The organism is Rhizobium sp. N324, assembly GCF_001664485.1.
GTDB lineage: Bacteria > Pseudomonadota > Alphaproteobacteria > Rhizobiales > Rhizobiaceae > Rhizobium.
Genome location: NZ_CP013630.1, coordinates 2,990,766 through 3,010,441, shown reverse-complemented (window position 1 = coordinate 3,010,441; position 19,676 = coordinate 2,990,766). Strand labels below are relative to the sequence as shown.

At 57.5% G+C, this 19,676-nt stretch carries 17 protein-coding genes; 11 read left to right on the top strand and 6 right to left on the bottom strand.

The genetic code is table 11. The features are described 5' to 3' along the window. Positions 1-332 precede the first annotated feature (332 nt). Complete coding sequence (locus AMK05_RS14545; protein ID WP_237352108.1) at positions 333-914, top strand: competence protein CoiA; 582 nt, start codon at positions 333-335, stop codon at positions 912-914. A gap of 191 nt (positions 915-1,105) precedes the next feature. Here the strand turns inward: AMK05_RS14545 and AMK05_RS14540 are convergent, their stop codons facing one another. Continuing rightward, on the bottom strand, positions 1,106-2,065 hold the full coding sequence (locus AMK05_RS14540; RefSeq protein ID WP_064839518.1) for a LysR family transcriptional regulator: 960 nt from the start codon (positions 2,063-2,065) through the stop codon (positions 1,106-1,108). Between the two features lie 104 nt (positions 2,066-2,169). Between AMK05_RS14540 and AMK05_RS14535 the strand changes: the two genes are divergently transcribed. Both AMK05_RS14535 and AMK05_RS14530 read left to right on the top strand, forming a co-directional pair. Then, positions 2,170-2,925, top strand: a complete 756-nt coding sequence (locus AMK05_RS14535) for an SDR family oxidoreductase (protein WP_064839516.1) — start codon at positions 2,170-2,172, stop codon at positions 2,923-2,925. A 34-nt stretch (positions 2,926-2,959) separates the two neighbouring features. Continuing rightward, positions 2,960-4,057 carry an alkene reductase gene (locus AMK05_RS14530; protein ID WP_064841386.1) on the top strand — a complete coding sequence of 366 codons (1,098 nt, stop codon included), beginning with the start codon at positions 2,960-2,962 and terminating at the stop codon, positions 4,055-4,057. 91 nt (positions 4,058-4,148) lie between these two features. Here the strand turns inward: AMK05_RS14530 and AMK05_RS14525 are convergent, their stop codons facing one another. Continuing rightward, a complete protein-coding gene (locus AMK05_RS14525) occupies positions 4,149-5,042 on the bottom strand; it encodes an alanine--tRNA ligase-related protein (protein ID WP_082935663.1) in 894 nt (297 codons plus the stop codon). A 242-nt stretch (positions 5,043-5,284) separates the two neighbouring features. On the opposite strand from AMK05_RS14525, the gene AMK05_RS34575 reads away from it, so the two are divergent. After that, a complete protein-coding gene (locus tag AMK05_RS34575) occupies positions 5,285-5,380 on the top strand; it encodes a DUF3606 domain-containing protein (protein WP_442966233.1) in 96 nt (31 codons plus the stop codon). A gap of 144 nt (positions 5,381-5,524) precedes the next feature. On the opposite strand, the gene AMK05_RS14520 is transcribed toward AMK05_RS34575, so the two are convergent. Together AMK05_RS14520 and AMK05_RS14515 are read right to left on the bottom strand one after the other, a co-directional pair. Next, positions 5,525-6,280: a hypothetical protein gene (locus AMK05_RS14520; protein ID WP_064839511.1), complete on the bottom strand. Its 756-nt coding sequence runs from the start codon at positions 6,278-6,280 to the stop codon at positions 5,525-5,527. A 196-nt stretch (positions 6,281-6,476) separates the two neighbouring features. Beyond that, positions 6,477-7,106: a winged helix-turn-helix transcriptional regulator gene (locus tag AMK05_RS14515; RefSeq protein ID WP_064839509.1), complete on the bottom strand. Its 630-nt coding sequence runs from the start codon at positions 7,104-7,106 to the stop codon at positions 6,477-6,479. Positions 7,107-7,295: 189 nt separating this feature from the next. Here AMK05_RS14515 and AMK05_RS14510 point away from each other — a divergent pair, with 189 nt between their 5' ends. Further along, on the top strand, positions 7,296-7,853 hold the full coding sequence (locus tag AMK05_RS14510; RefSeq protein ID WP_064839507.1) for a recombinase family protein: 558 nt from the start codon (positions 7,296-7,298) through the stop codon (positions 7,851-7,853). Here AMK05_RS14510 and AMK05_RS14505 read toward each other — a convergent pair. Next, entirely contained in the window at positions 7,850-8,950 is a 1,101-nt protein-coding gene (locus AMK05_RS14505; protein WP_064839505.1) for a flagellin, read from the bottom strand. The genes AMK05_RS14510 and AMK05_RS14505 overlap by 4 nt on opposite strands. A 304-nt stretch (positions 8,951-9,254) precedes the next feature. Between AMK05_RS14505 and AMK05_RS14500 the strand changes: the two genes are divergently transcribed. Next, entirely contained in the window at positions 9,255-10,025 is a 771-nt protein-coding gene (locus AMK05_RS14500; protein ID WP_064839503.1) for a hypothetical protein, read from the top strand. Next, positions 10,004-10,654: a hypothetical protein gene (locus AMK05_RS14495; RefSeq protein ID WP_064839501.1), complete on the top strand. Its 651-nt coding sequence runs from the start codon at positions 10,004-10,006 to the stop codon at positions 10,652-10,654. The genes AMK05_RS14500 and AMK05_RS14495 overlap by 22 nt, the downstream gene beginning before the upstream one ends. Positions 10,655-11,259: 605 nt before the next feature. Here the strand turns inward: AMK05_RS14495 and AMK05_RS14490 are convergent. Then, complete coding sequence (locus AMK05_RS14490; RefSeq protein WP_145924764.1) at positions 11,260-11,739, bottom strand: hypothetical protein; 480 nt, start codon at positions 11,737-11,739, stop codon at positions 11,260-11,262. 309 nt (positions 11,740-12,048) lie between these two features. Here AMK05_RS14490 and AMK05_RS14485 point away from each other — a divergent pair, with 309 nt between their 5' ends. Genes AMK05_RS14485 through AMK05_RS14470 form a run of 4 tightly spaced genes read left to right on the top strand, consistent with a single transcriptional unit; the run spans position 12,049 to position 19,671 of the window. Continuing rightward, positions 12,049-15,333 carry a hypothetical protein gene (locus AMK05_RS14485; RefSeq protein WP_064839497.1) on the top strand — a complete coding sequence of 1,095 codons (3,285 nt, stop codon included), beginning with the start codon at positions 12,049-12,051 and terminating at the stop codon, positions 15,331-15,333. 3 nt (positions 15,334-15,336) lie between these two features. After that, positions 15,337-17,364, top strand: coding sequence for a hypothetical protein (locus tag AMK05_RS14480; protein WP_143535837.1), 2,028 nt, complete (start codon positions 15,337-15,339; stop codon positions 17,362-17,364). After that, the gene (locus AMK05_RS14475; protein WP_064839493.1) at positions 17,354-17,968 is read left to right on the top strand and encodes a hypothetical protein; all 615 of its coding nucleotides are present in this window, start codon (positions 17,354-17,356) and stop codon (positions 17,966-17,968) included. The genes AMK05_RS14480 and AMK05_RS14475 overlap by 11 nt, the downstream gene beginning before the upstream one ends. Beyond that, positions 17,965-19,671 carry a hypothetical protein gene (locus AMK05_RS14470; protein WP_064839491.1) on the top strand — a complete coding sequence of 569 codons (1,707 nt, stop codon included), beginning with the start codon at positions 17,965-17,967 and terminating at the stop codon, positions 19,669-19,671. Before AMK05_RS14475 ends, AMK05_RS14470 begins: the two co-directional genes overlap by 4 nt. Positions 19,672-19,676: the final 5 nt, after the last annotated feature.

Sequence of the window (19,676 nt, the reverse complement as noted above, 5' to 3'; positions counted from 1 at the left end):
TTCCTAATGGGGACACCTGCTGCGAAGATGATTGTAAGCTTCCTGCCCATCATCGCCCCCGGTTCGAACAAGGCGAATATACAATTTAGCCCCTATACATAAGAACGGCGGCAACCGGTACTAATCAGTGCATAACGCCGTCGATGTAGTTGATTCTGGCGTGTCGGCTAATAGCCTCAGCTTATTCGTCAGGCGGACCAGACGAAGAAGAACATGAGGCAGTCGAAACTGCCCGAAGAACCTCCAAGCGGTACTCAAGCCGCCCGCCATTTTCCCCTGTGAACCGAGCTTGCGTCGTTTCGGGCGTTGCTCACGGCTGTTTGGAGATAACAATGAAATTCGCATTCGTAGACGGAATCCGCCAAGAAGCGACGACCGGCGTCCGCGGGAGTTGCCCCGGATGCGGATCGCCGACGCTCGCCAAGTGCGGTCTCAAGCGGCTGCATCACTGGGCGCACGTCAGCACCGCTGCTTGTGATCGATGGTGGGAACCCGAGACGGAATGGCATCGGGCGTGGAAGAACCTGTTTCCGTCGGAATGGCAGGAGGTTCATCATCGGGCTGCGGACGGCGAGGTCCACATTGCCGATGTGAAAACAGCGAGCGGCACCGTAGTCGAATTCCAACACTCGACGATCTCGCCGCAGGAGAGGGCTTCTCGCGAGGCGTTCTACGGTTCCATGATCTGGATTGTCGATGGTACTCGTCTCAAACGAGACCTCTCGTCCGCGAAGCGTTGCTCAATGCTCCGCCGGTCGGAGCCGAGACCGATGCCCGCTCATGGCTGCTATTTGATCGCGTCGCAGCGCTCATCGAGCGCTGGAGAGGAGGCAAGCGTCCCGTTTTCCTCGATTTTGGTGACGCCGAGTTTCCACTGGCCCGGATGTCATCGACAGGAGTACTTTGGTGGTTGAGCTACGCTCTCGGCGGGCGTGTGATCGCGACGCCCGTGGACCGCCAGAGCGTGGTGGACCACATGCTGTCTGGCACGTCCATACGCGGGTTTGGTAGACCAATGCCACCTATGTCACGTCGATCAGGACGGCCGAGATTTTGAACTGCAGCCTAATTGCGCGTTCATGAACTATGGTCTTATCGACGTACTTCACGACGGTGGGGCAGCTTCGCTGGCTGCGAAGATGCGATCCCATGCCGCCTCGGCAGGGAAAACTTCTCCGAGAAAAGCGACGAACGCCTTTACGGTGGGGTTTCCTCGGCGGCTCTCTGGCCAGAGGGCGGTAATGTTGAAGCGGTCGACCGCGTATTCCTTGAGAACGGGCACCAACTCGCCGCTCTCGAGGTACGGAGCCGCGATGTACGTCGGAGACATGCCGATACCACCGCCCGCAACAACAATAGCTCGCACGGCGTCACTGTTGTCGACGACGATCGTGGCGTTAGGAACGATTTCAAGGACTCGATCCCCGACCTTGAACGGCCAGCGCAACGTTTGGCCCGTGCTCTGGAGCCGGAAGTTGACGCAGTCGTGGTGGACAAGGTCCTCCGGCCGCGCGGGAACTCCACGTCGTTTGATGTAATCCGGCGATGCGAATGCGCAGACGCGGTTCGGAGCAAGCTTTCTGGCGATCAAGCGCGAGTCCGCTGGCTCGCCGACGCGGATCGCGACGTCGATGCCTTCCTCGATGATATCCGTGAACGTGTCGCCGAGCCGGAGGTCCACCGAGACTTTCGGAAAACGCTCCCTGAAACGGGGCAGGGCGGGAGCGATCAGGTTCGCGCCGATCGGTAACGGTGCCGTCACCTTGAGCGTCCCGGAAGGTTCGCCGCGAGCCGCGACTGCCGCCTGCTCGATTTCTTCGGCCTCGCGGAGCAGGCGCAACGCGCGTTCGTGCAGATCACGACCCTCGGCAGTCAGCGTGAGCGATCGCGTGGTTCGGCTGAAGAGACTGATCCCGAGGTTCTCCTCAAGTCGTTGGACGCTTTTGCTTACCGCTGAGGGCGAGATCGACAGCGAACGGGCAGCCGCCGTGTAGCTTCCTAAGGAGGCCGAGCGGGCGAAAGCGATGATCCCGGTCAGCCTGTCAATTCCGATTTGTTCCACCATGGAACTATTAAAACGAAATACGGCCCGATTATCAAGCGCGCGGATTGGATTTAATTCTTACTCATCGGCGCTGGACACCAGCCCGCTAACAAAGGAGAGACGAAATGAACCAGACAGTTACGGTTCCCACGGGTAACTTTACTTCCTCGCTCGAAGGCAAAAGGGTCCTTATTTTCGGGGGCACATCCGGTATCGGCCTCGCCGCTGCCATCCAGGCCAAGGCCGCCGGCGCAAAGGTCACCGTTATCGGCAACGACCGCCAGCGCGCCCAGCAGGCTGCCTCCGAGAACGGCCTCGACGATTGGCGCGCAGCCGACGTAACCAACGCGGCTTCGATCGCCGAAGCTGTGGCTACTATCGACCGTGTCGACCACCTTGTTTTGCTTGCGGGCACTTTCGTCGCCGGAAAGGTGCTGGAAGCCGATGTGTCGTATTTGAAGCGCGCCTTCGACGAGCGCATCTGGGCGGCAGTCCACACGCTCCGCGCTCTCGGCGACAAGCTTGCCGAAGACGCATCCATCACCCTGATTTCCGGCGCTCTTGCAGATCGCCCGAACGCCTACGGCACCGCCATCCTCGCATCGGCTTCCGCCGCGATGGAAGCCTTAGGACGTGGACTTGCACTCGAACTCGCGCCGCGCCGCGTGAACACTCTTTCTCCCGGCCCGATCGACACTCCGATCCTTTCCAAGGCACTGGGCGAAGGCCGCGACGCATACGTCGCCTCCCTCAAGCAGGCGCTCCCGCTGCACCGCCTCGGCACCGCGGAAGAAGCGGGTGCGGCGGTCGTCTTCCTGATGGCCAACGGCTGGATGAACGGTGCCGTTCTCAATGTTGACGGGGGATCGCGCCTCGTTTGAGGCGCGCATTCCACTTTCTCCCAAGGAATTCCCCATGACCAGCTTGTTTGATCCAATTCAACTTGGCGCTATCAAGGCTCCCAACCGTATTCTGATGGCTCCAATGACCCGCGCGCGCGGCACACGTAGTCATATTCCAACACCGATTATGGTCGACTACTACGCCCAGCGCGCCTCTGCCGGCCTCATCATCAGCGAAGCCATCGGGATCAACCAGCTCGGGCTTGGCTGGCCGTACGCCACGGGACTGTGGCTGCCCGAGCAGATCGCTGGCTGGCGAAAAGTCACCGACGCGGTCCACGAAAACGGCGGCCGGATCATCGCCCAGCTGTGGCAAATGGGTCGCGTCGTTCACTCGAGCTTCCTCGACGGCGGCCAGCCTGTGTCCGCCTCGGCGACGATCGCGCCAAGCCAAGCCCACACCTACGACGGCAAGAAGCCATACGAGGAGGCGCGTGCGCTCAGCGTCGACGAGATCGCAGAGATAGTCCAGCACTTCCGTGACGGTGCCAAGAACGCAATGGAAGCGGGGTTCGACGGCGTCCAGTTGCATGCTGCGAATGGTTATCTGATCGACCAGTTCCTGCGCGACAGCTCGAACTTCCGGGACGACCATTACGGCGGATCGATCGAAAACCGTGTTAGGTTCCTGCGCGAGACCACCCAAGCGGTCGTCGATACCATCGGCGGCGACCGAACCGGCGTCCGTTTGTCGCCAAACGGCGAGACGCAGGGCGTCAAGGACAGCAACCCGCTACCCGTGTTCATTGCTGCGGCCGAGGCCCTGTCGAGCATCGGTATCGCCCATCTTGAACTGCGTGAGCCTCCGTTGACCGGCACGTTCGGTGTCGGCGACATGGACCCGCTCGCGTCACAGCTGCGGAGCGCCTTCAAGGGGCCACTCATCCTGAACTCCGACTTCGATATGGTTCGTGCGCAGGCCGAGTTGAGTGCGGGTATCGGTGATGCGGTCGCGTTCGGACGTCCGTTCATTTCTAACCCCGACCTGCCTTACCGTCTGGCGGAAGGCATTCCGTGCGCCCCGGACGATGCGTCGACGTGGTTCACCCAGGGCCCCGAAGGCTACATCGACTATCCCGCTGCCACCCGAGTAGTGGCGAAGTCTGCATAGGAGGCTTCGACGAGCACGGCAGCCAAAGGGTGTCGTGCCGTTGCCTAAGGCTTTGAAGGAGAGGGCTCTGTTGAGCCCTCACGTATTTTGATTAGGCATCCTTTAGGAGATTGAGGTCGATCCCGTGGGTATCGAACCACCAGTCCTTCGACTTTCCAGGGTGTTGGTGGCGAAGACGTTCGTACCTGAGGACTAGGCGTTTCTGCCGTTCGACCTCTTCAATGAAGAAGGGATGTTCTACCTGTCCGCCCATCAGGTAAATGCGCCTGAGCAGCTTGCGGAGGACGTATCCTTGTTCCTTGTTGCCCGGGACGTAACCGGACCGGATAACCGTCATTGCCGTGGAAGCTAGCGTATCAAGTACGGTAGCCGGTGGCGTTCCGTTGATCAGCATGTCGAGCCGCTCGAGCCCGAACCCCACGTCAATACAGGTCCCCAGCGGATTGACGATATTGCCGATCTCAATCCCCTCTTTGTAGAACTCCGTGCAGTATCCGCTGATATTGCCGTCGCTCCATGTGCATTCAGGATCGGGCTTGATGGGCACACGACCGCGATACAGAGGCGTCCACTCCCCCAGCTTGTCTGGATGGATAGTGGCATGGTCGGGCATGAGCCCGAGCGTCCCAAGAAAATCCAGCCAGAAATCGATTGCTTCACCGACCGTCATTTGACGGAAGGAGAACAATCCGAGCATGGTGAAGTGCAGGAAATGCGTGCCGTCGCCGATGTCGTCGAGGTCGCCCATGCGCAGGCAGGCCTGGCTGTTCGCGACGGTTCCTTTACAGGATGGATCGGAGAAGAGGGGCTTGTACTGCTGCATCCCAGCGCTGCAGAAGAGCGTGGAGTCGTCGTGCGGCTGTACGGACTGAATGCATGCGTAGTCGATGCCTTTGGAAAGGCAGAAGTCACGATAATTCTGGATCAGGCGTCCCGCGGTGTCATAGGCAACCTCCTTTAGCTTTTGTGTGCCTGTGCCGAATATATGATCCGTGGGGTTAACTCACAATCCCGAAGATCAACATCCGATCGCGGCGGCGATCGCAGCGTCGACCGTCATCTCGTGTTGCCCAGACGGGCTCTAGCAGGGAACTCCGGGCAATCTCACGGCCGCTTCTCACCAACGTGCCCGCATTTAATTTGAAATTCAATTGAGCCGACGGTGCCGCCGGAACTTTGTGGAATCCAACTGGGTTAGAAGCAGGGCAACCAGTCGGAGGTAATAGAATGTCGAAGAGCACGCGTAGCCGCAACCAGGACCGCGCCCGTGTGGCCGCAGGCCAGGATCACGAAGTCCGCTACGAGGCCAAAGGCCGTCGGTAACAGCAGAAAAAAAGTTGAAAACCGCCTCGACGAGTAATTCACTGTTGCGGGGTGGCACTCCAAACCAGGAGATTTGCTTCATAATTTGGGCAGGGCTACCATTTCATTTGGTAGCCCTGCCCAGTTCTTGCCGCTCCGATATAGCTAAAGTTTTGGAGGGGGTGCCGCATTTCCAACGTTCTTGGCTTTTGCCGCATCGATCCGTTTTCGGGCGTCGGCATTGTCCGCATCGAAATCCTGCTCGAGATGCAACTGGTCCGTCATCTTCATGTTGAGTTCGGTCGCTAGGCCCGTCTCGTCTCCCCGGACGTCAACGTCGATATAGATGCCGCACATGCTCGCGGACTGCTTCATTCTCTTTGCGGTGAATTCGTCAAGGCCTACGGGGAAATCGCTCGTACCAATGCAGGCCATCGGTGACTCGAGTTTTTCGGCCTTTGCGTCCGCTGAACTGAATTTCCATGCTGCCCAGATGCCGGTGGTGCTCTTCCCGGTTACCGAAGGCTCCCCGAATTTCTGGACGGCCGCCGCATAGACCGACTCAGTCGTCGGTCGTTGCGACGGCCTGAACTTCAACTCGCGGCTGGCCGCAAACAGTTTGTTGCCAGACCCGAGGCCCGTGAACGCGAATTGCATACGCTCGTGTTCCATATCGTCCGGATTTGCGAGGTCGTTGTACAGGGTCCTGCCGTTGGCGACCCATTCGCTGCCTTCCGGGAGTTTCCAGCGCACGAACTCGTACTGAGCTTCCGGGCGGGCCTCCTGGAATCTCGCGATGACTTGGTCGGCACTCGTCCCAAGTGCAATTCCATTGATGTCAAGTTCGGCTGCCAGCGAAGTAGACGCGGACGCCGCGCTCAGCGTGAGCGCGGTGACGAGATGTAGGATAGCGGCTCTCATGAATCCCTCGGATACCTCGGATGGTCATTGCCGGACAACGACCGGACAATGAGCTTCTCCAACAGGAGCAGCCACTGGAAGTTGCCGCGTCGGAATTGTGATTTCGGCAATTTCCGAGGGGGATTCCACCCTCCCAGAGAAATCGAGACTTCGAGAACAGCGGTTAGCGTTAGCGACCGTTTAACGATGCCGATTTTTACAGGGAGCGCGCGACTAGATCATGGAGCGTTTTTGCTCCGGTCATCGCCTTGAGACGCTCCACACGATGCTCGACCGTGCGTGGAGAGAGCTGAACCCGGTGGCCGATCTCTCGCATCTGCAGTCCTTCCCGAAGCAATTGGAGGATGGCCAAATCGACGTCGTCGAGGTCTTTCGGTATTGCCGAAGACATCAGGATATAATTCACGACACCGAGGACGAGGCACCAGTCGCCTCTCGGCTTCGCGGCTTTGCGAGGAAGCGCCAGCATCTCGAAGTTGGTTTGCATGTTGTCGTGGCGGACGGTTTCAGAGATGAGCGAAGGCCGGCGGCCGGTGATCGCCTTCAGGATGGAAGGGTGAAGACGTCCTGCAGGAAGCATTGGGAGTCGCGATTTCAAGACTTCAGGGACGTCTGTGTAGCTGGTTGGAACGCTGTAGTCGCGGACGAGATTCACTTCAAACTCGGTAGGGCTGCCGTTAGTCATTTCGATGATGGCAAGCACCATATTCGCGGAAAGCCGATCGCTAATCAGGTTCGATAGCACGGTAGAATGCTCGACGTCATTGCGGGAAATCCAGACGTCAATGAGCTGCTGGGCGAGATCACCGAAAGTCGCCAGCTTCATCGGTGGAGGACAGAGCGTAATTCGTTACCGCCGGCGACTAGATACGAGCGTTTTTGTCATCGCTCGGGAAATGTTTTGTCACTTGCCTAAGTCATTGCAACCATTCCCGGATTGAAATCATGCAACCCCGCGCACTCGCACGTCGAAAACGCTGCATTCTGTCAAGCGGCGCGGAGGATGGAATAAAACATGGCAAAGGTGGGGTACGCCCGGGTCTCAACACACGATCAGCGCCTCGACCTCCAGATGGCGGCTCTGCGGGAGGTTTGCGACCGGATTTTCGAAGATCAGGGCATCTCGGGAGCAAAATTAAGGAGACCTGGTTTGGCAGCGGCACTTCGGTCACTGAAGCCGGGCGATACCCTAGTGGTCTGGAGACTCGATCGCCTTGGCCGATCAATTCAAGACCTGATTGGAATCATCGAACGCCTTACGAAACGAAAAGTGGAATTCCTCAGTCTGACAGAAAACATAGATACCAGCTCCGCAAGCGGACGGCTCGTATTCCATTTGATGGCTGCCATGGCCGAATTCGAGCGCTCGCTTGTAAGGGAGCGAACCCGGGCGGGGCTTGAAGCCGCGCGTGCTCGAGGCCAACGGCTCGGCCGGCGACCTTCTCTAACGGAAGACGAGTGCACGCTGGCCTATAATGCGGTCGTCGTAGACGGGGAGGATGCTCAGGAGGTTGCCCGACGATACCGGGTGCACCCGAGAACACTAGCCAGACTTATAGGACGGCGTGATTAGCTGAACAACTGCATCAGGTTTCCTGGCGCTGCATTGGCGATCCCCAAGCTCTGCGTGGCGAGCTGCTGTTGGGTTTGCAGCGCGCGCAGCTTGCTTGCCGTCGTTTCCATGTCGGCGTCCACGAGGCGGCCGATGCCGCTGGTCGCGGAATCGATCATCTTGTTGTTGATCTCGTCGTACATCTCCAGCGATTTCTGCACCGTGCCGACATACGCCATTTTCGAAGTGATCGCCTGAATCTTCTGGTCCAGGTTCGCCACGAAGTTGCTGTAGAGTCCCTGTCTATCCGATCCGAAGCGTACGACGTGGTTTTCGAGCGCCTGTAGAACATAGGTCGGCTCGACAGGATAGGCCTCCGGATCGCCCGTCGTCGGGTTGGAAACCGGGATGTTGTACCAATACACCCCCAAGGGCGTGAACGACCCAGGAGCGTTGATGGTGTCGCTGCCGTCGAACAGCGTTTGCTCCGGGTTGAACTCTCCCGGAAAGGTCGTCGGAAAGCTACCGAAGTCGTCGTTGAGAAGCAGCGTGTCCATGGCCTTGACGTTCAATGTCTGAACCTTGCCGTCGGCGTAGCCGATGGTGAAGTTGAACACCTGCGCGCTCGCCTTTTCGTCTTCGTTCTTGCCGTGATAGAGCAGGTTCACACCCGAGAACGAAGCGGACAACATGGCGGCTTTCGCCTGGTCCTGGAGGGTCTGTATCCGTTGATCGATCTTGGAGACGTCGGATTTCGCGTATTCCGGATCGAGGCTGAATGTCGGCTTGACCGCGTCCTTCATACCCGGCTGCGGCATGTCGCTCGCGGTGATCACGAGGTTCCTGATTTCAACGAAACTCTCGAGTACACTTTCCATCCCCGCGTAGGCGGTATCCACCACACCCTGAGCCAGGCCCACGCTGTCATTGACGACATTCATGGCCTTCACGTCCGATCGCATCGAGGTGGAGATGGACCAGTAAGCCGCATTGTCGGCGGCCGTCTTGACCCTCAAGCCCGACGACATCTGCTGCGAGGTGTCGGTAAGCCGCGCACCGATCGCGCGCAAGGTCGCAAGGGCCGTTGTCGCGCCGTTGTTGGTAATGATGCTGCTCATGGTTCCCCGTCGCGTCGCCGGGCTCGTCATGAGCCAATGCCAAAGTCCTGAAAACCGAAAATCGGCGAGGGCGGTTAACGACGAACCGAAGAGAGCAAGGGGAAACTACCCTACCACACAATTAAAGTGATCATGTCGGGTCATGACGGCAAAGCATGGGTATGAGACGTTTCACCGTCGGCGAAAGCATCCTCCCAAGCGCGTTCTGTTTCGCGACTCAGGGGGTCGTGGTACTGAAGCCCGCCCACGCCCACGCCCACGCGGCCACGCGGTCACGGACTGTAAAATTGCTGGAGTTCTGCGGATGCTGATAGCCCTGACCAGTGGCAAGGCAGGAACAATTGGAACTGACATCGAACCTGGATCGAGTTGGCGCGAGGTTTTTCGCGCCTCGGAAGACCTTCTGACTGCGTCTGCCTTTGGTCGACTGACATATCTTGAGGGGCCAGTTCTTTGGCAGATACTCCGTCGTGCGATTGGAAGCACGCTGCCTGACTACAAGGTTGTGGAACTCATTAGCGCCGACTTCTGGCCACGCTTCGCCGAAGCGGATGATCGCGGCTATACCGTGGAACCCGACGTTATCCTTCGTTTTGAAGTCGGCGATCCAACAGTGCGGATCGACTTCATCGTCGAGGCGAAGCTCGGAACCGGCGCGTCGCAATATGCGGAGCAATGGCGACGTCAGTGGACCGCATTCGAAAAATTGAGGACAGAGGAAGGTGACGCTGCCACAAGTGTTTACCTGCTGGCGCTCGGTGGGCTGGGCACCAATAAGGCCCTTACCGTGGAGAGAATTGTCTCTGATCTTACGTCGACGGGAACACCGCTCAACGTTGTTGCGGCGACTTGGGGAGAAATAGCCGATGCTGTCCAACAGCAGCTGGAAAACTCCGCGAGGTCAAGCGAACGGCGCGTGCTGAATGACGTCATAGGCGCGCTCGCGCTCGCCAACTACCGCCACGTCGACCTTCTCCGCGATTTGCATTCGGCGCGACGCTTCACCCAGTCGGCGATCGACGAGATTTCCGCATACGATTTTCAGGGGAACCAATGCCTGGCGAAAATAATCTGACACAAGCGCTTGAGGACGTCCGCGCCGCCTACCGGCTTCTCTACGCATATCAACGACGAACGCTCGACACGATCAGTCTGGTCATCGACCAATTCCCAGACCGGACCTTCTATCAATGGGCGAATTTATTGTGCGCGATGCCGCCTGGGAGGGGAGCGTCGCCATTCGGACGGTGGACCTGGGATTTCATGCCGATCTACAACACGTCCTTCCTGTTTACGAAGGGCGGCGACGCATCCAACCATCCCCAGAAAGGCGATTGGCTCCTCGAGGTGAAACTCGGAACTGACAGCGGACATGAGGAATTTTGGGGCGGCAGCATCGAGCCCTCGATTGCCGACCTCGGAGATGTGGCGGATGCACAGTCGGCTTTGTCGCTTATGGCATGGAAGTGCGTAGAGACGTTTCCCAAGAATTCGAATTGGTACAACCACGTGTGGTATGACCATCCGTGGCCGACCAGGGATGAGATAGAGGCCGGAACCCCCGCAGTCGTCGCTGATGGGAAAATCCGCTCGTTTCAAGTCGATACACTCCTTGAGAAGCTCCAGGACCGAGCAGCGGTCGTCCATTTCACGGATTCCGCTAAGGCAACGTTTGCGCGCGTGCTGGAGATGGATTTCGGTTAACTGACCGAGATCGAGGAGGCGCTGGCCGAATTCGCTTTGAAGTGAATAATCCCACCTCGTGCACGATTGATGATGCTCGCTGACGCGCAAAAAATGTGACCTGAGCTGGTCGCGAATACAAAAAACACGGGAATGGCGTGTTCCGAGGCATTGGCACCGACGGATTCGTCTGCCTATCATCATGACAATCGGCGTCTACGAATTGGCCGCTCGGTGCTTCCCCAGGGGGGCGCGGCCTCTTAGTCGCCCGTAAAGCAAGACTTCACGCAACGCCATTTCACCGGTCGTCGTTGCGGTCCCGTCAACCGGGGTATCACAAACGTTCGATTTCGCCACAGCTAAACAAAGACCCCAATGGCACTCTGCAGATGCCAAAAGGAAGACTCCAATTAAATATGGTGCCTTTAATTCGGCATCTCCGTGCGAGAAGTGGAGTCTTCATTTAAAAATACGAATGGTACCTCGGGGTCTTTTATTGCTGAGCAGAGCAGGCCACCGACGACTGCCGTCCCCGTAGGGGACGGGATGATCGCACGCGCGGGCTTGAACGCCCATGCGTCGCCTTTCTTTCCGAAGGTGGGTTCGACTCCCGCAGATGGATGACGCTAGTTTTCGGGGAGCGGGATGGACGGGTCGACAAGTTTATATCCATCGCCCTCGTTGACGAACTGACTGTCTCGCCAAAGTACGCGACCGACGAATTTTGCCGGGTCTTTACCAGGCACCGCGACACCCATTGCGGTGATGAACTGAAGCAATTCAGTCCTGCCGAGCGGCCTTTGTGCTTGTTTGAGCACTCTTATGGCGGCTTTTCTAACCTTTTCGCTAGCACTTGCCTCGCCGTCGGATTTGCGGCGGTGGCGCGTCGGCCTGTTCGTACCGATCCAGACGCTCTCAGCGTGAGGGTTCGTCCGCCCCCTCATTTCATCGATAAGCGCGAGCATCTTTCTGCGTTGGGTGATCGCCTGTCCCCAGGCTGCCATCGAATGCTCTAGGGCGGCGATATCTGCACTTACGCGAGCGTGCAACTCGTCCAGCCCATCCGAATCGATATCCAGGGTTGGAACAGCAAGCTCAGTTTCCATCGTTGGGCAGTCCTTAACTGATATTTCGGGGAGGGGGCTTTTCATGCGCTCGGATTCCGGATAGCCTGGTGTCAGTTATGGTCCTTGAACGCTTAATCGATATCGGCCCCTGCTGCAGAGCTTCGGCCTGAAATGGAGCCGAAACGTTAGAACAGGTACCACGAATCCGTCCGCAATTCCAGTTGTTTCACCTATCGGCGTGGGCTGAGATCGCCCGCACGTCCTAAGAAACGCAGCCGAACCGACCGTCGTCGCCGTTGAAGGTGGCGGGGGAGCGATGGAGCGCGCGTGTTGAGGAGACTTGTTCGAATGACATCGCACACGCGGTCCGAAGACGCATCACGCGCCGAGAAAGCCGTCGCCAGATTCTGTCGGAATTACCTTGACGGAAGCATCCCTGCGATTGCGCCAGTCGTGGACCGGGATCATTACTCCAGTCTATTGGGTCTCGAACCGGGCGACCTTCGCAAGCTGCTAGAGGATCACCAGGTCATTGATCCAAGCCAATCCAACCTGCAAGACCGCTTTTGGTCTGAGCGGGTTGTCCTAGCGGCGTTCCTTCACTGCGATATGGCGGATGGAAAGCTGGCGCGAAACGCAAACGGAGGCATCCTTCGCAGCCGATACCTGTGTTTGTTTCGCAGTGCGCGCAGGTCGTCCGATCGATATGGTCTGGTGTTCACGAGTCTCGAGCGCCATCTGTCTCAACCCGCACAATCTCCACCTCTTGCACAAAGGGCGGACGAGATCGAGGCGTGGTTTTCCCAACGGTTCGCCGAGCGCAGTCTGGACGTCTTTCGGGGAAAAGCGAGTAGGCGGCAGGTTTACAATGCGTTCGGCATCCCCACGCACAAAAGGATGCCAGAGCTTGAAGCACCGCTTCAGCGCTGGTCGGACCGCATCTCTGTTGACGGTTACAAGCCCGATCCTCTCAAGGTTCGGCAACACCTTGCAAATGCGGGCCGTTCTTATGAGGAAAACCGCATAAAGACGGAGGAGACGGTTCGATTGCGAGCGCGCCTTTCCGAGCGACTTCTTCGAGACCTTAACTCTGGTACGCTCGTTTCGATGAAGAACAAAAACCAGGTTTCTCGGCGACACTACGCGGGCGAGCTGAACTGCGCAGTCTCGTCGGTGAGGGCTCAGAAGGATATCCTAGCCAAGTTCGATGTGGAGCTCAGCAAACTTCGGGGCACCATCGGCACGAAGACGGAGGAGGTACGGGAGTGGTTGAAGGAAAGCCTTGCCAACCGGACGCTCCAGGTCGTCAACGGAGAAGTTTGCCGACAGCAGCTCGCCTCCGCGTTTGGGGTGAGCTTGAGAGACATCAAAACGTCGAAGGAGATATCAGAACTGCTCCTCGAGTACGGTAAGAAGGCCAAAGGCATTCAAGGGTTGCCGAACTCGCGTCGGACCGCAGAGAGAGAAGTGCCGAACGCGGAAGAAGAGGCCCGCCTGCGGGACTACGTAAACGGCGAGTGCGTAAAGCTCTTTCGCGGCAAAATCAGCAGGAGAGCGGCTGCTGCTGCGGCCGGTATCGCCGGATCCTCTCTTGGCAGGACCGCCCTCAAGACCATCCTGGAGACTGCAGACAAGAGGATAATGGGGGAGTTTCTTTCGAAGCCGGGCAACTTTGTCCATGAGGGTACGCCGTTCGAATTCGCGCGAATCACAGCCCTCGGGTTTCCGGAAGCCGTATCTATTTCTTTAAGCGAGACTTTCCTTGAGACGCTAGCCGAAATGTCGTTCAGGCGGGCGTTCGAGGTTTATGGCGTCGCCCTCTCTGTATTCGAGACTGCGTCACCGATCGCACATAGCCTGTACCAGTCGGATGGCTCGCTAGCGAGAGGCAGCGAATACGCTTGGACAAGGCTACTGGCGTCATTGCGCGCAACGTCGGTGGCGGAAAAAACGCGTGTCATGACCAACTCATTCGTGGGCTTGGCCAACCATCTGATCAAGTTGCTGAAATCATGCGATCTCATGCCGTCCGGTGTGCGGCCACTCAAAAAGCTTGCAAGGGTAGAGACGACCCAATTGCGAACCGTCGTCGAAGCGCCGAAGTTGGGAAAAAGCGCAGCCCCCGTCACAACGAACTCCGTCGAACGCTATATCGAGCTTTTGGAGTCCGTCGTACTCAGCGTCGACGTCGGTCTGGGGGCGAAAGAAGTACCGGAGTTCGTGTCGGCTATCGCTCGCCAGGTACAGGCTGATGAAAGTCTGAGAAACGATCCGGACGAAGCTGTAAAAGTCGTGCTTCGCCAGCGCTTGGACGCGGCATCCGAGGCAGGCTGGGAGAGCTTTTGCAAGTGGCGCGACCATTTCGATTACGGACAGCGGCTGATTGCGAATATCGAACGTCAGGAGGGGGAAGACGAACGGTTGGAAGACATATTCTTGAGGGGGCACGCCTCGCCACATCTGGATACTATACTCCCGGAGGAGTTCTCGGAAACCGGACTGGCCCGATACCTTTTTATCATGAAGAAATACAACGGATCGATCGCATCTGACTGGAAGAACCGGCGCGTCGCGAAGCAATTGGCCAAGCTTTATGGCCCCCGGTCGCAGTTGCAGGCATACCTCGTGCCGCACGTCGATTGTTCGTCTGCCGCGGTGCTGGCTTGTCTCGCCTCTAAGGGGCCGAACACCGCGGTAGGTCGCGAGCTTCCGACCGATTTCACCCGGTCGGTAGACGATCAAATAGCCGAGATTGTAGGCGTCAAGAGGAAGGGTGGCGCGCCCAAAGTGATCCACATCGACCTTCCGGCGAACGGTCGCGAGATCCAGATGCTCGACTGGATGAAGGCGGCGACCCACCATCTCCGCGGCTCCTCATCGTGGTCTAATCGTCTCTTCCTCATGTGCCACCATGGGCGCATTAGAGCTCTTTCCGAATGGGCTGCACGCGACCACATCCGAGAGATTTGTCAGACGAAACCGATACTCGCCGGAATGAACATCGTCCCATCTATGTTCCGAACCTCTCGCTTGCTGCTTCAAGGTTTGTTGGACAAGGGTATCATCAACGTCAGCCGTGCGCTCGGTCAACACACCGAGGACGTATCTTGGAGGGACTACCATTCCCGACCTCCGGAGACTCTTATCCGCGATAAAGTGACACGGTCGTACCTAACGGACGCACAGACGATCATCGTCCATGACGATAACGAATTGGCCAACGCCTTGGGGATTTCCGACGAAGCTCTGGCCGAGCGCCGTCGAAGCGGGAGGATGAGGCGTACGGGTTTCGGCACCCTGTGCGGCGACAGGCTTGGCAGGCCAGGTTCGGCCGGCACCTTGTGCACCCAGCAAGACTGCGAGCGCAATTGTCCACAATTGATGTTCGTAGCTGACCCGGTCCAAACGGCGCTGGTGCAAGCCTGGGGGATCGGCCTGAGGAGCGCCGAAGACGAGTTCTCTCGAACTCGACCAGAGCGATGGATGGAAGTTTGGCTGCCAAGACTCAAGTTGATCGAGAGCATCGAAGAGCTCATGACGCGCGGGCAAAACATCGACATCTGGGACGAAGCCACGATCCTCCGGAAACAAATCTGGGCCGATCCTTCCGTTCCCGCTCTCAGGCCATGGTGACTCATGGACAAGATATCCGGTTCCGGGAGTTCAATTCTGTCGCCCAACGGGCCGCGCGACGCGGAACGAAAGGCCGAATGGCTTGGCGAAACCCCGTACTCGATGGACCAATGGCCTTTGGGCGTAGACCGGGCCACGGGAAAAGCAGTCTTCGCCGATTTCGACTACATGCTCACGCCGAATCGCAAGCTGAAAGACACGCCCAGCCTTTACCGCACCGCGAAGGAAGCCGCCTTTTGGGTCCGGCAGTCCGACATTGCCGATCTGGGGCCATTGAGCCACAAAAAATGGATCGACAACATGCTCCACATTCTGTCGGCTGTCGCTCGAATCGGGATCTATGACCTTTCGCGTCTACTGCCCAGGGACCTCCATGCAGTATTGCGGAAGGCCATCGAAGGGGCGGAGGGGCTGCTCGGATTCGCAGCTTATCTGGACGCGAAGTTGAGCGAATACGCTCAGCTCGCCGAGTTGCCGGCTAATTGGCTTGATGTAGATGGCCATGCAAGCCTGAGGTTGATTTGCAGAGAGCTGAACTTGAAAGATGGCTGGAGAAACAAATCTGTAAAACAGACGTTTTTGCAACACACCCGCAGGTGGGCAAATGAAGAGGCGGTCCCCAAAGCGTCGCCAACTAGGAAACCAACTCGCAGCGCTTATGATCGCTCCTTCATTGTCTGCGACCATATGTATGCACTGCGCTTCCATATGGATGCACGCAGCATTGAGGTCGACCCCATCTCCGTTGCTCCCGAGGAGGAGGCTGACCGCAAGACTGATCAAATTCAACACACGCCCATTCCTCCCCCGCGTCTGGTATTCGAGTTTGCTCACCACTTTGGGCGCGCCGTGGCTATCGACGGTCCTTCGGTAGTTAAGGAATATAAGGAGCGTCTAGCTGCCAGCGCATCCGTCAGTCGCGAACTCGCAGGAGCAATCAACGCGAAAATGAGATTGTTGCTGAAGAATAGCTTCGGGCTTCTTCTCGCACACCTGCCGGTGCGTCCCGCGCAAATCCGCATGCTCGAAAAAGATTGCTTGTACAAAGATCCGTCGGGGCAATGGTGGATCAAGGTGCCAAGGCTGAAAAAAAGGCGTCCGGACGTCCGCTTGATGCCGGCAGTCGAAGCTGTCGTTTTCACTGTGCAGCAGCTTGAAGCGGTGATGACGTACCTTCCTCCAGACGCCTCTCCGCGGATGTTTCAGTTCTCGAATGTGCACGATCGCCGGGCAGAGTTGGTTAACTTTACCAACAGCGGAGCCAACCACCTTGCGTCCGTTTACAAGTTACCAAAATTCCGAAGCAAAACTTCGGAATGGGAGCGCTGGCACTGGCAACTTCGTCAGTTCCGACGGTTTTCGCCTACCTTGTACTATTGGAAATACGAGAGTTCCATCGAGGGCGTGGCTAACATGCTCGACCAGGAAAATATATCCGTCACCCGTCGATACACCGCGCTTGACCCGGATGTTGCAGCCCTTTGGGACGAAGAGGAGTGGCGGTACGTCCAGAACGTCGTCGAAAGCGTTCTTGAAGGACAAGAGAATTATGGCGGGACGCCCGCGCTCACGATCCTAAGGCTCGGCGAAAAGATCAAAGCGGTCATCAAAGACAACCTCAAAGTCGTAACGATGAGAAACGTGGCGTCCGCCGTCGCCCAGTTGTTCAAAAATCATGGTGTTATGGTCATCATGCAAGACTGGGGTATTTGTTTTCATTGGAACTATTCGGGAAGAGCGCCGAGGGAGTTCTGCCGCCGACTGAGCGGCAAAGAAGGGCAAGGACCTGACCTTACCCATGCAGCACCGGAGGTCTGTGGGTCTGGTTGTCCATTCTGCTTGTCTGCCCGCAAGACAAGGGCAGTGATGGACGAGGTTATCAAGTTACGCGGCGAGCCGGTCCCGGCGCTACTCGAGGGAACATTGTTTCAAGAACTTCAGGACGAGCGGACCATGAAGTTTCTAGCGTTCCGAGGAAAGCTCGAGCCCCGACCGGCATTGCAATTGGAGGATGTCTCAAATGAGCGATAAAGAGAACCGTGCTCGAAAGAAGCTCCCCACTAACGAAGAACGTGTGAAGCGGTTGCGAGATTATCTCACGGCGGTCGACGAAGGCAAGGCGACGGTCGAGGACTGGACGACGTTTCCTAAGACGCTGGATGGCACGCGAGATTTTCTGATGCCGCAGGTCGGTGTGTTTCCAGTGACCAACACAAACATTCTCACGAGGACGCATCCCACATGCGGAGGGCTGGTCTCTGAGATCAAAAGGCTTTTAGAGTCGATAAACAAACGGCGACCTACCCAGGAACAGCGGACAGAGAAGCCGAAAACGACGCCTGTGTTGACGCCTGAGGAGATGCAAGAACGGATCGCAAGGCGCGATTATCTCGCTCAATGGTCGAAGGCGCGGCTCGAGGCCGAGGACGCCAAGGCAATGAGCCGCGAGATCGAGCGGTTGCGCAAAGTCGAAGACGAACGCGACAGCGCAGTAGCGGAACTGAAGCGACTACGGGCGCTGACCGAAGAGGCCCCTGGACACAACGCTCGAGCTGAGCCGCGGTCTAGCCCGCGCCAGGACAGGCCAGGAAGAAAGCGACGGGGCAAAACGCCATATCTGCGGTTAGTCGAATGAAGCTGGAAAACCTTGATGATATCTGGGGCGATCTTCGTGGTTTGTCCAATCGGGACAAAGCGGTTGCGCACGGTCGTCGTGGACAGGAAGCCTTGGATGCTGCCAGAGCCTCCGGCAGACTCGAAGCAGATGAGAAGGGGGTCAAACGCGGCTGGCTGGCAGACTTGCTGGGGGTTGGTCGGTCGGCGCTTAGACAGAACACTGCGCTCCGGAGGATCACCGCCGAGTTTGACGAGTTGGCGTCGGAGCTTTTTGTCAGCCACCAAGTCCGGGTTGCCGACATAGAGAAGGGGCTAGACGGTCCACAGTCGAATGTTATTGACCTCGTGGAAACGAAAGCTCGTCTCGACCGGCTAGACACTGGCGAGATCGAATTCGTAACTTTCGAATTCGACGGTGAAACCTACACTATACCCGTCCTTTTGTGGGGTGATAGGATCGACGAGGATGCCTCCGACTTTCTACGAGATCGCGTAGTGAAGGACGGGGTAAGCTTACTGACGGCGAAAAGGGACGCGAGCATCCTCAGACGATTTCTTCGGCACTGCCGAAAGAAGGGATGGCAGCTGAGGCATCTCACCGACGGCCGCCTTCGCAACTATCGCAGTTCGATTCGACATGTTGACGCCGCGATCTTGAATGACGAAGGGCGGAACATATGGGCAAGGACCTTCAACAACTATCTTTCCGTAATTTTTCGCTTTCTCACTTGGGCTGAGAAAACTGGGCGTATCCGTGGTGTGGTCGAGTTAGATCAAGCGCAGAGCCAAAGGCAGAGACCACCTGTCACAGGTCGGGTGCACTATGGCGTAATGCCAAGCGGTCGGCGGATCCGACAGTGGGTATCGATTGTCACGCTACGCGATAAGCGTGGCAACGCTGCGGATCGCGGCACGCCCGACGAACCGGGAATCCGTAATGTTCATCGTGTAGCCGCGTCGCACCGTCATGCGACCCGCGATACCTTATTGTTTCTATGGGGTGAGTACACTGGCGCGAGGCGAGCATCGGTCCTCGGCGTTCGCCTCACTGATCTTCCGACTCGCGAGCAGCTCGACGAGCTCCGATCAAGGGGCAGCAGATGGGGTATCAAAATCTTCACAAAAGGGGGGACTTGGCACACGATCTATCCCGACCTGTTCCTTCTGGATGTCACCCTAGACTACGTCGACGTCGAGCGCGCTGCGATCGTCGAGGTAAATTTGAAGAAGGGACGACCGCCGAGCCAGTTTGTCTTTCTTTCGCAAAAGACTGGCGAAGTTCTTCAAGGCGACAGCCTTACGAAGATATCCATCGAGTGTTTCCGTAAAGCTGGGATATTTGACTGCAGCTACCATCGGTTCCGTGCAACTTATGTAACGAAGAAGATTTGCGTCGCGCTCGACGCCTACGGCTCGACAATACAAGGACTGAGCCCGAACTCGAGTTTCATCGAAACGCTGGTCACCCGCGTACATAAGGATACCAACCACCTCTCGCCAGAGGGGTTGAAACCTTATATCGGACGAGAGCTCGACCGTCGTTTGAGGCGGGGCAAAGAGTTCAAGTCGCAGGAACTCGATGGAGAAATTCGTCAGAAAGAGCTTCATCTGGAGACGACAAACAGACGGCTAACAAAGTCGGAAGAGAAGAGGCAGCTACTTCGGGATATCGATCGAGGAGACAGAGCGTCCGCTGAAGCTCGGCTTGCCGTCCTCGTGTAAGTCGT

Bases quoted from the DNA above. Each gene is read 5' to 3' on its own strand.
- AMK05_RS14545 (WP_237352108.1), top strand. From the start codon at position 333: ATGAAATTCGCATTCGTAGACGGAATCCGCCAAGAAGCGACGACCGGC.
- AMK05_RS14540 (WP_064839518.1), bottom strand. From the start codon at position 2,065: ATGGTGGAACAAATCGGAATTGACAGGCTGACCGGGATCATCGCTTTC.
- AMK05_RS14535 (WP_064839516.1), top strand. From the start codon at position 2,170: ATGAACCAGACAGTTACGGTTCCCACGGGTAACTTTACTTCCTCGCTC.
- AMK05_RS14530 (WP_064841386.1), top strand. From the start codon at position 2,960: ATGACCAGCTTGTTTGATCCAATTCAACTTGGCGCTATCAAGGCTCCC.
- AMK05_RS34575 (WP_442966233.1), top strand. From the start codon at position 5,285: ATGTCGAAGAGCACGCGTAGCCGCAACCAGGACCGCGCCCGTGTGGCC.
- AMK05_RS14520 (WP_064839511.1), bottom strand. From the start codon at position 6,280: ATGAGAGCCGCTATCCTACATCTCGTCACCGCGCTCACGCTGAGCGCG.
- AMK05_RS14515 (WP_064839509.1), bottom strand. From the start codon at position 7,106: ATGAAGCTGGCGACTTTCGGTGATCTCGCCCAGCAGCTCATTGACGTC.
- AMK05_RS14510 (WP_064839507.1), top strand. From the start codon at position 7,296: ATGGCAAAGGTGGGGTACGCCCGGGTCTCAACACACGATCAGCGCCTC.
- AMK05_RS14505 (WP_064839505.1), bottom strand. From the start codon at position 8,950: ATGAGCAGCATCATTACCAACAACGGCGCGACAACGGCCCTTGCGACC.
- AMK05_RS14500 (WP_064839503.1), top strand. From the start codon at position 9,255: ATGCTGATAGCCCTGACCAGTGGCAAGGCAGGAACAATTGGAACTGAC.
- AMK05_RS14495 (WP_064839501.1), top strand. From the start codon at position 10,004: ATGCCTGGCGAAAATAATCTGACACAAGCGCTTGAGGACGTCCGCGCC.
- AMK05_RS14490 (WP_145924764.1), bottom strand. From the start codon at position 11,739: ATGGAAACTGAGCTTGCTGTTCCAACCCTGGATATCGATTCGGATGGG.
- AMK05_RS14485 (WP_064839497.1), top strand. From the start codon at position 12,049: ATGACATCGCACACGCGGTCCGAAGACGCATCACGCGCCGAGAAAGCC.
- AMK05_RS14480 (WP_143535837.1), top strand. From the start codon at position 15,337: ATGGACAAGATATCCGGTTCCGGGAGTTCAATTCTGTCGCCCAACGGG.
- AMK05_RS14475 (WP_064839493.1), top strand. From the start codon at position 17,354: ATGAGCGATAAAGAGAACCGTGCTCGAAAGAAGCTCCCCACTAACGAA.
- AMK05_RS14470 (WP_064839491.1), top strand. From the start codon at position 17,965: ATGAAGCTGGAAAACCTTGATGATATCTGGGGCGATCTTCGTGGTTTG.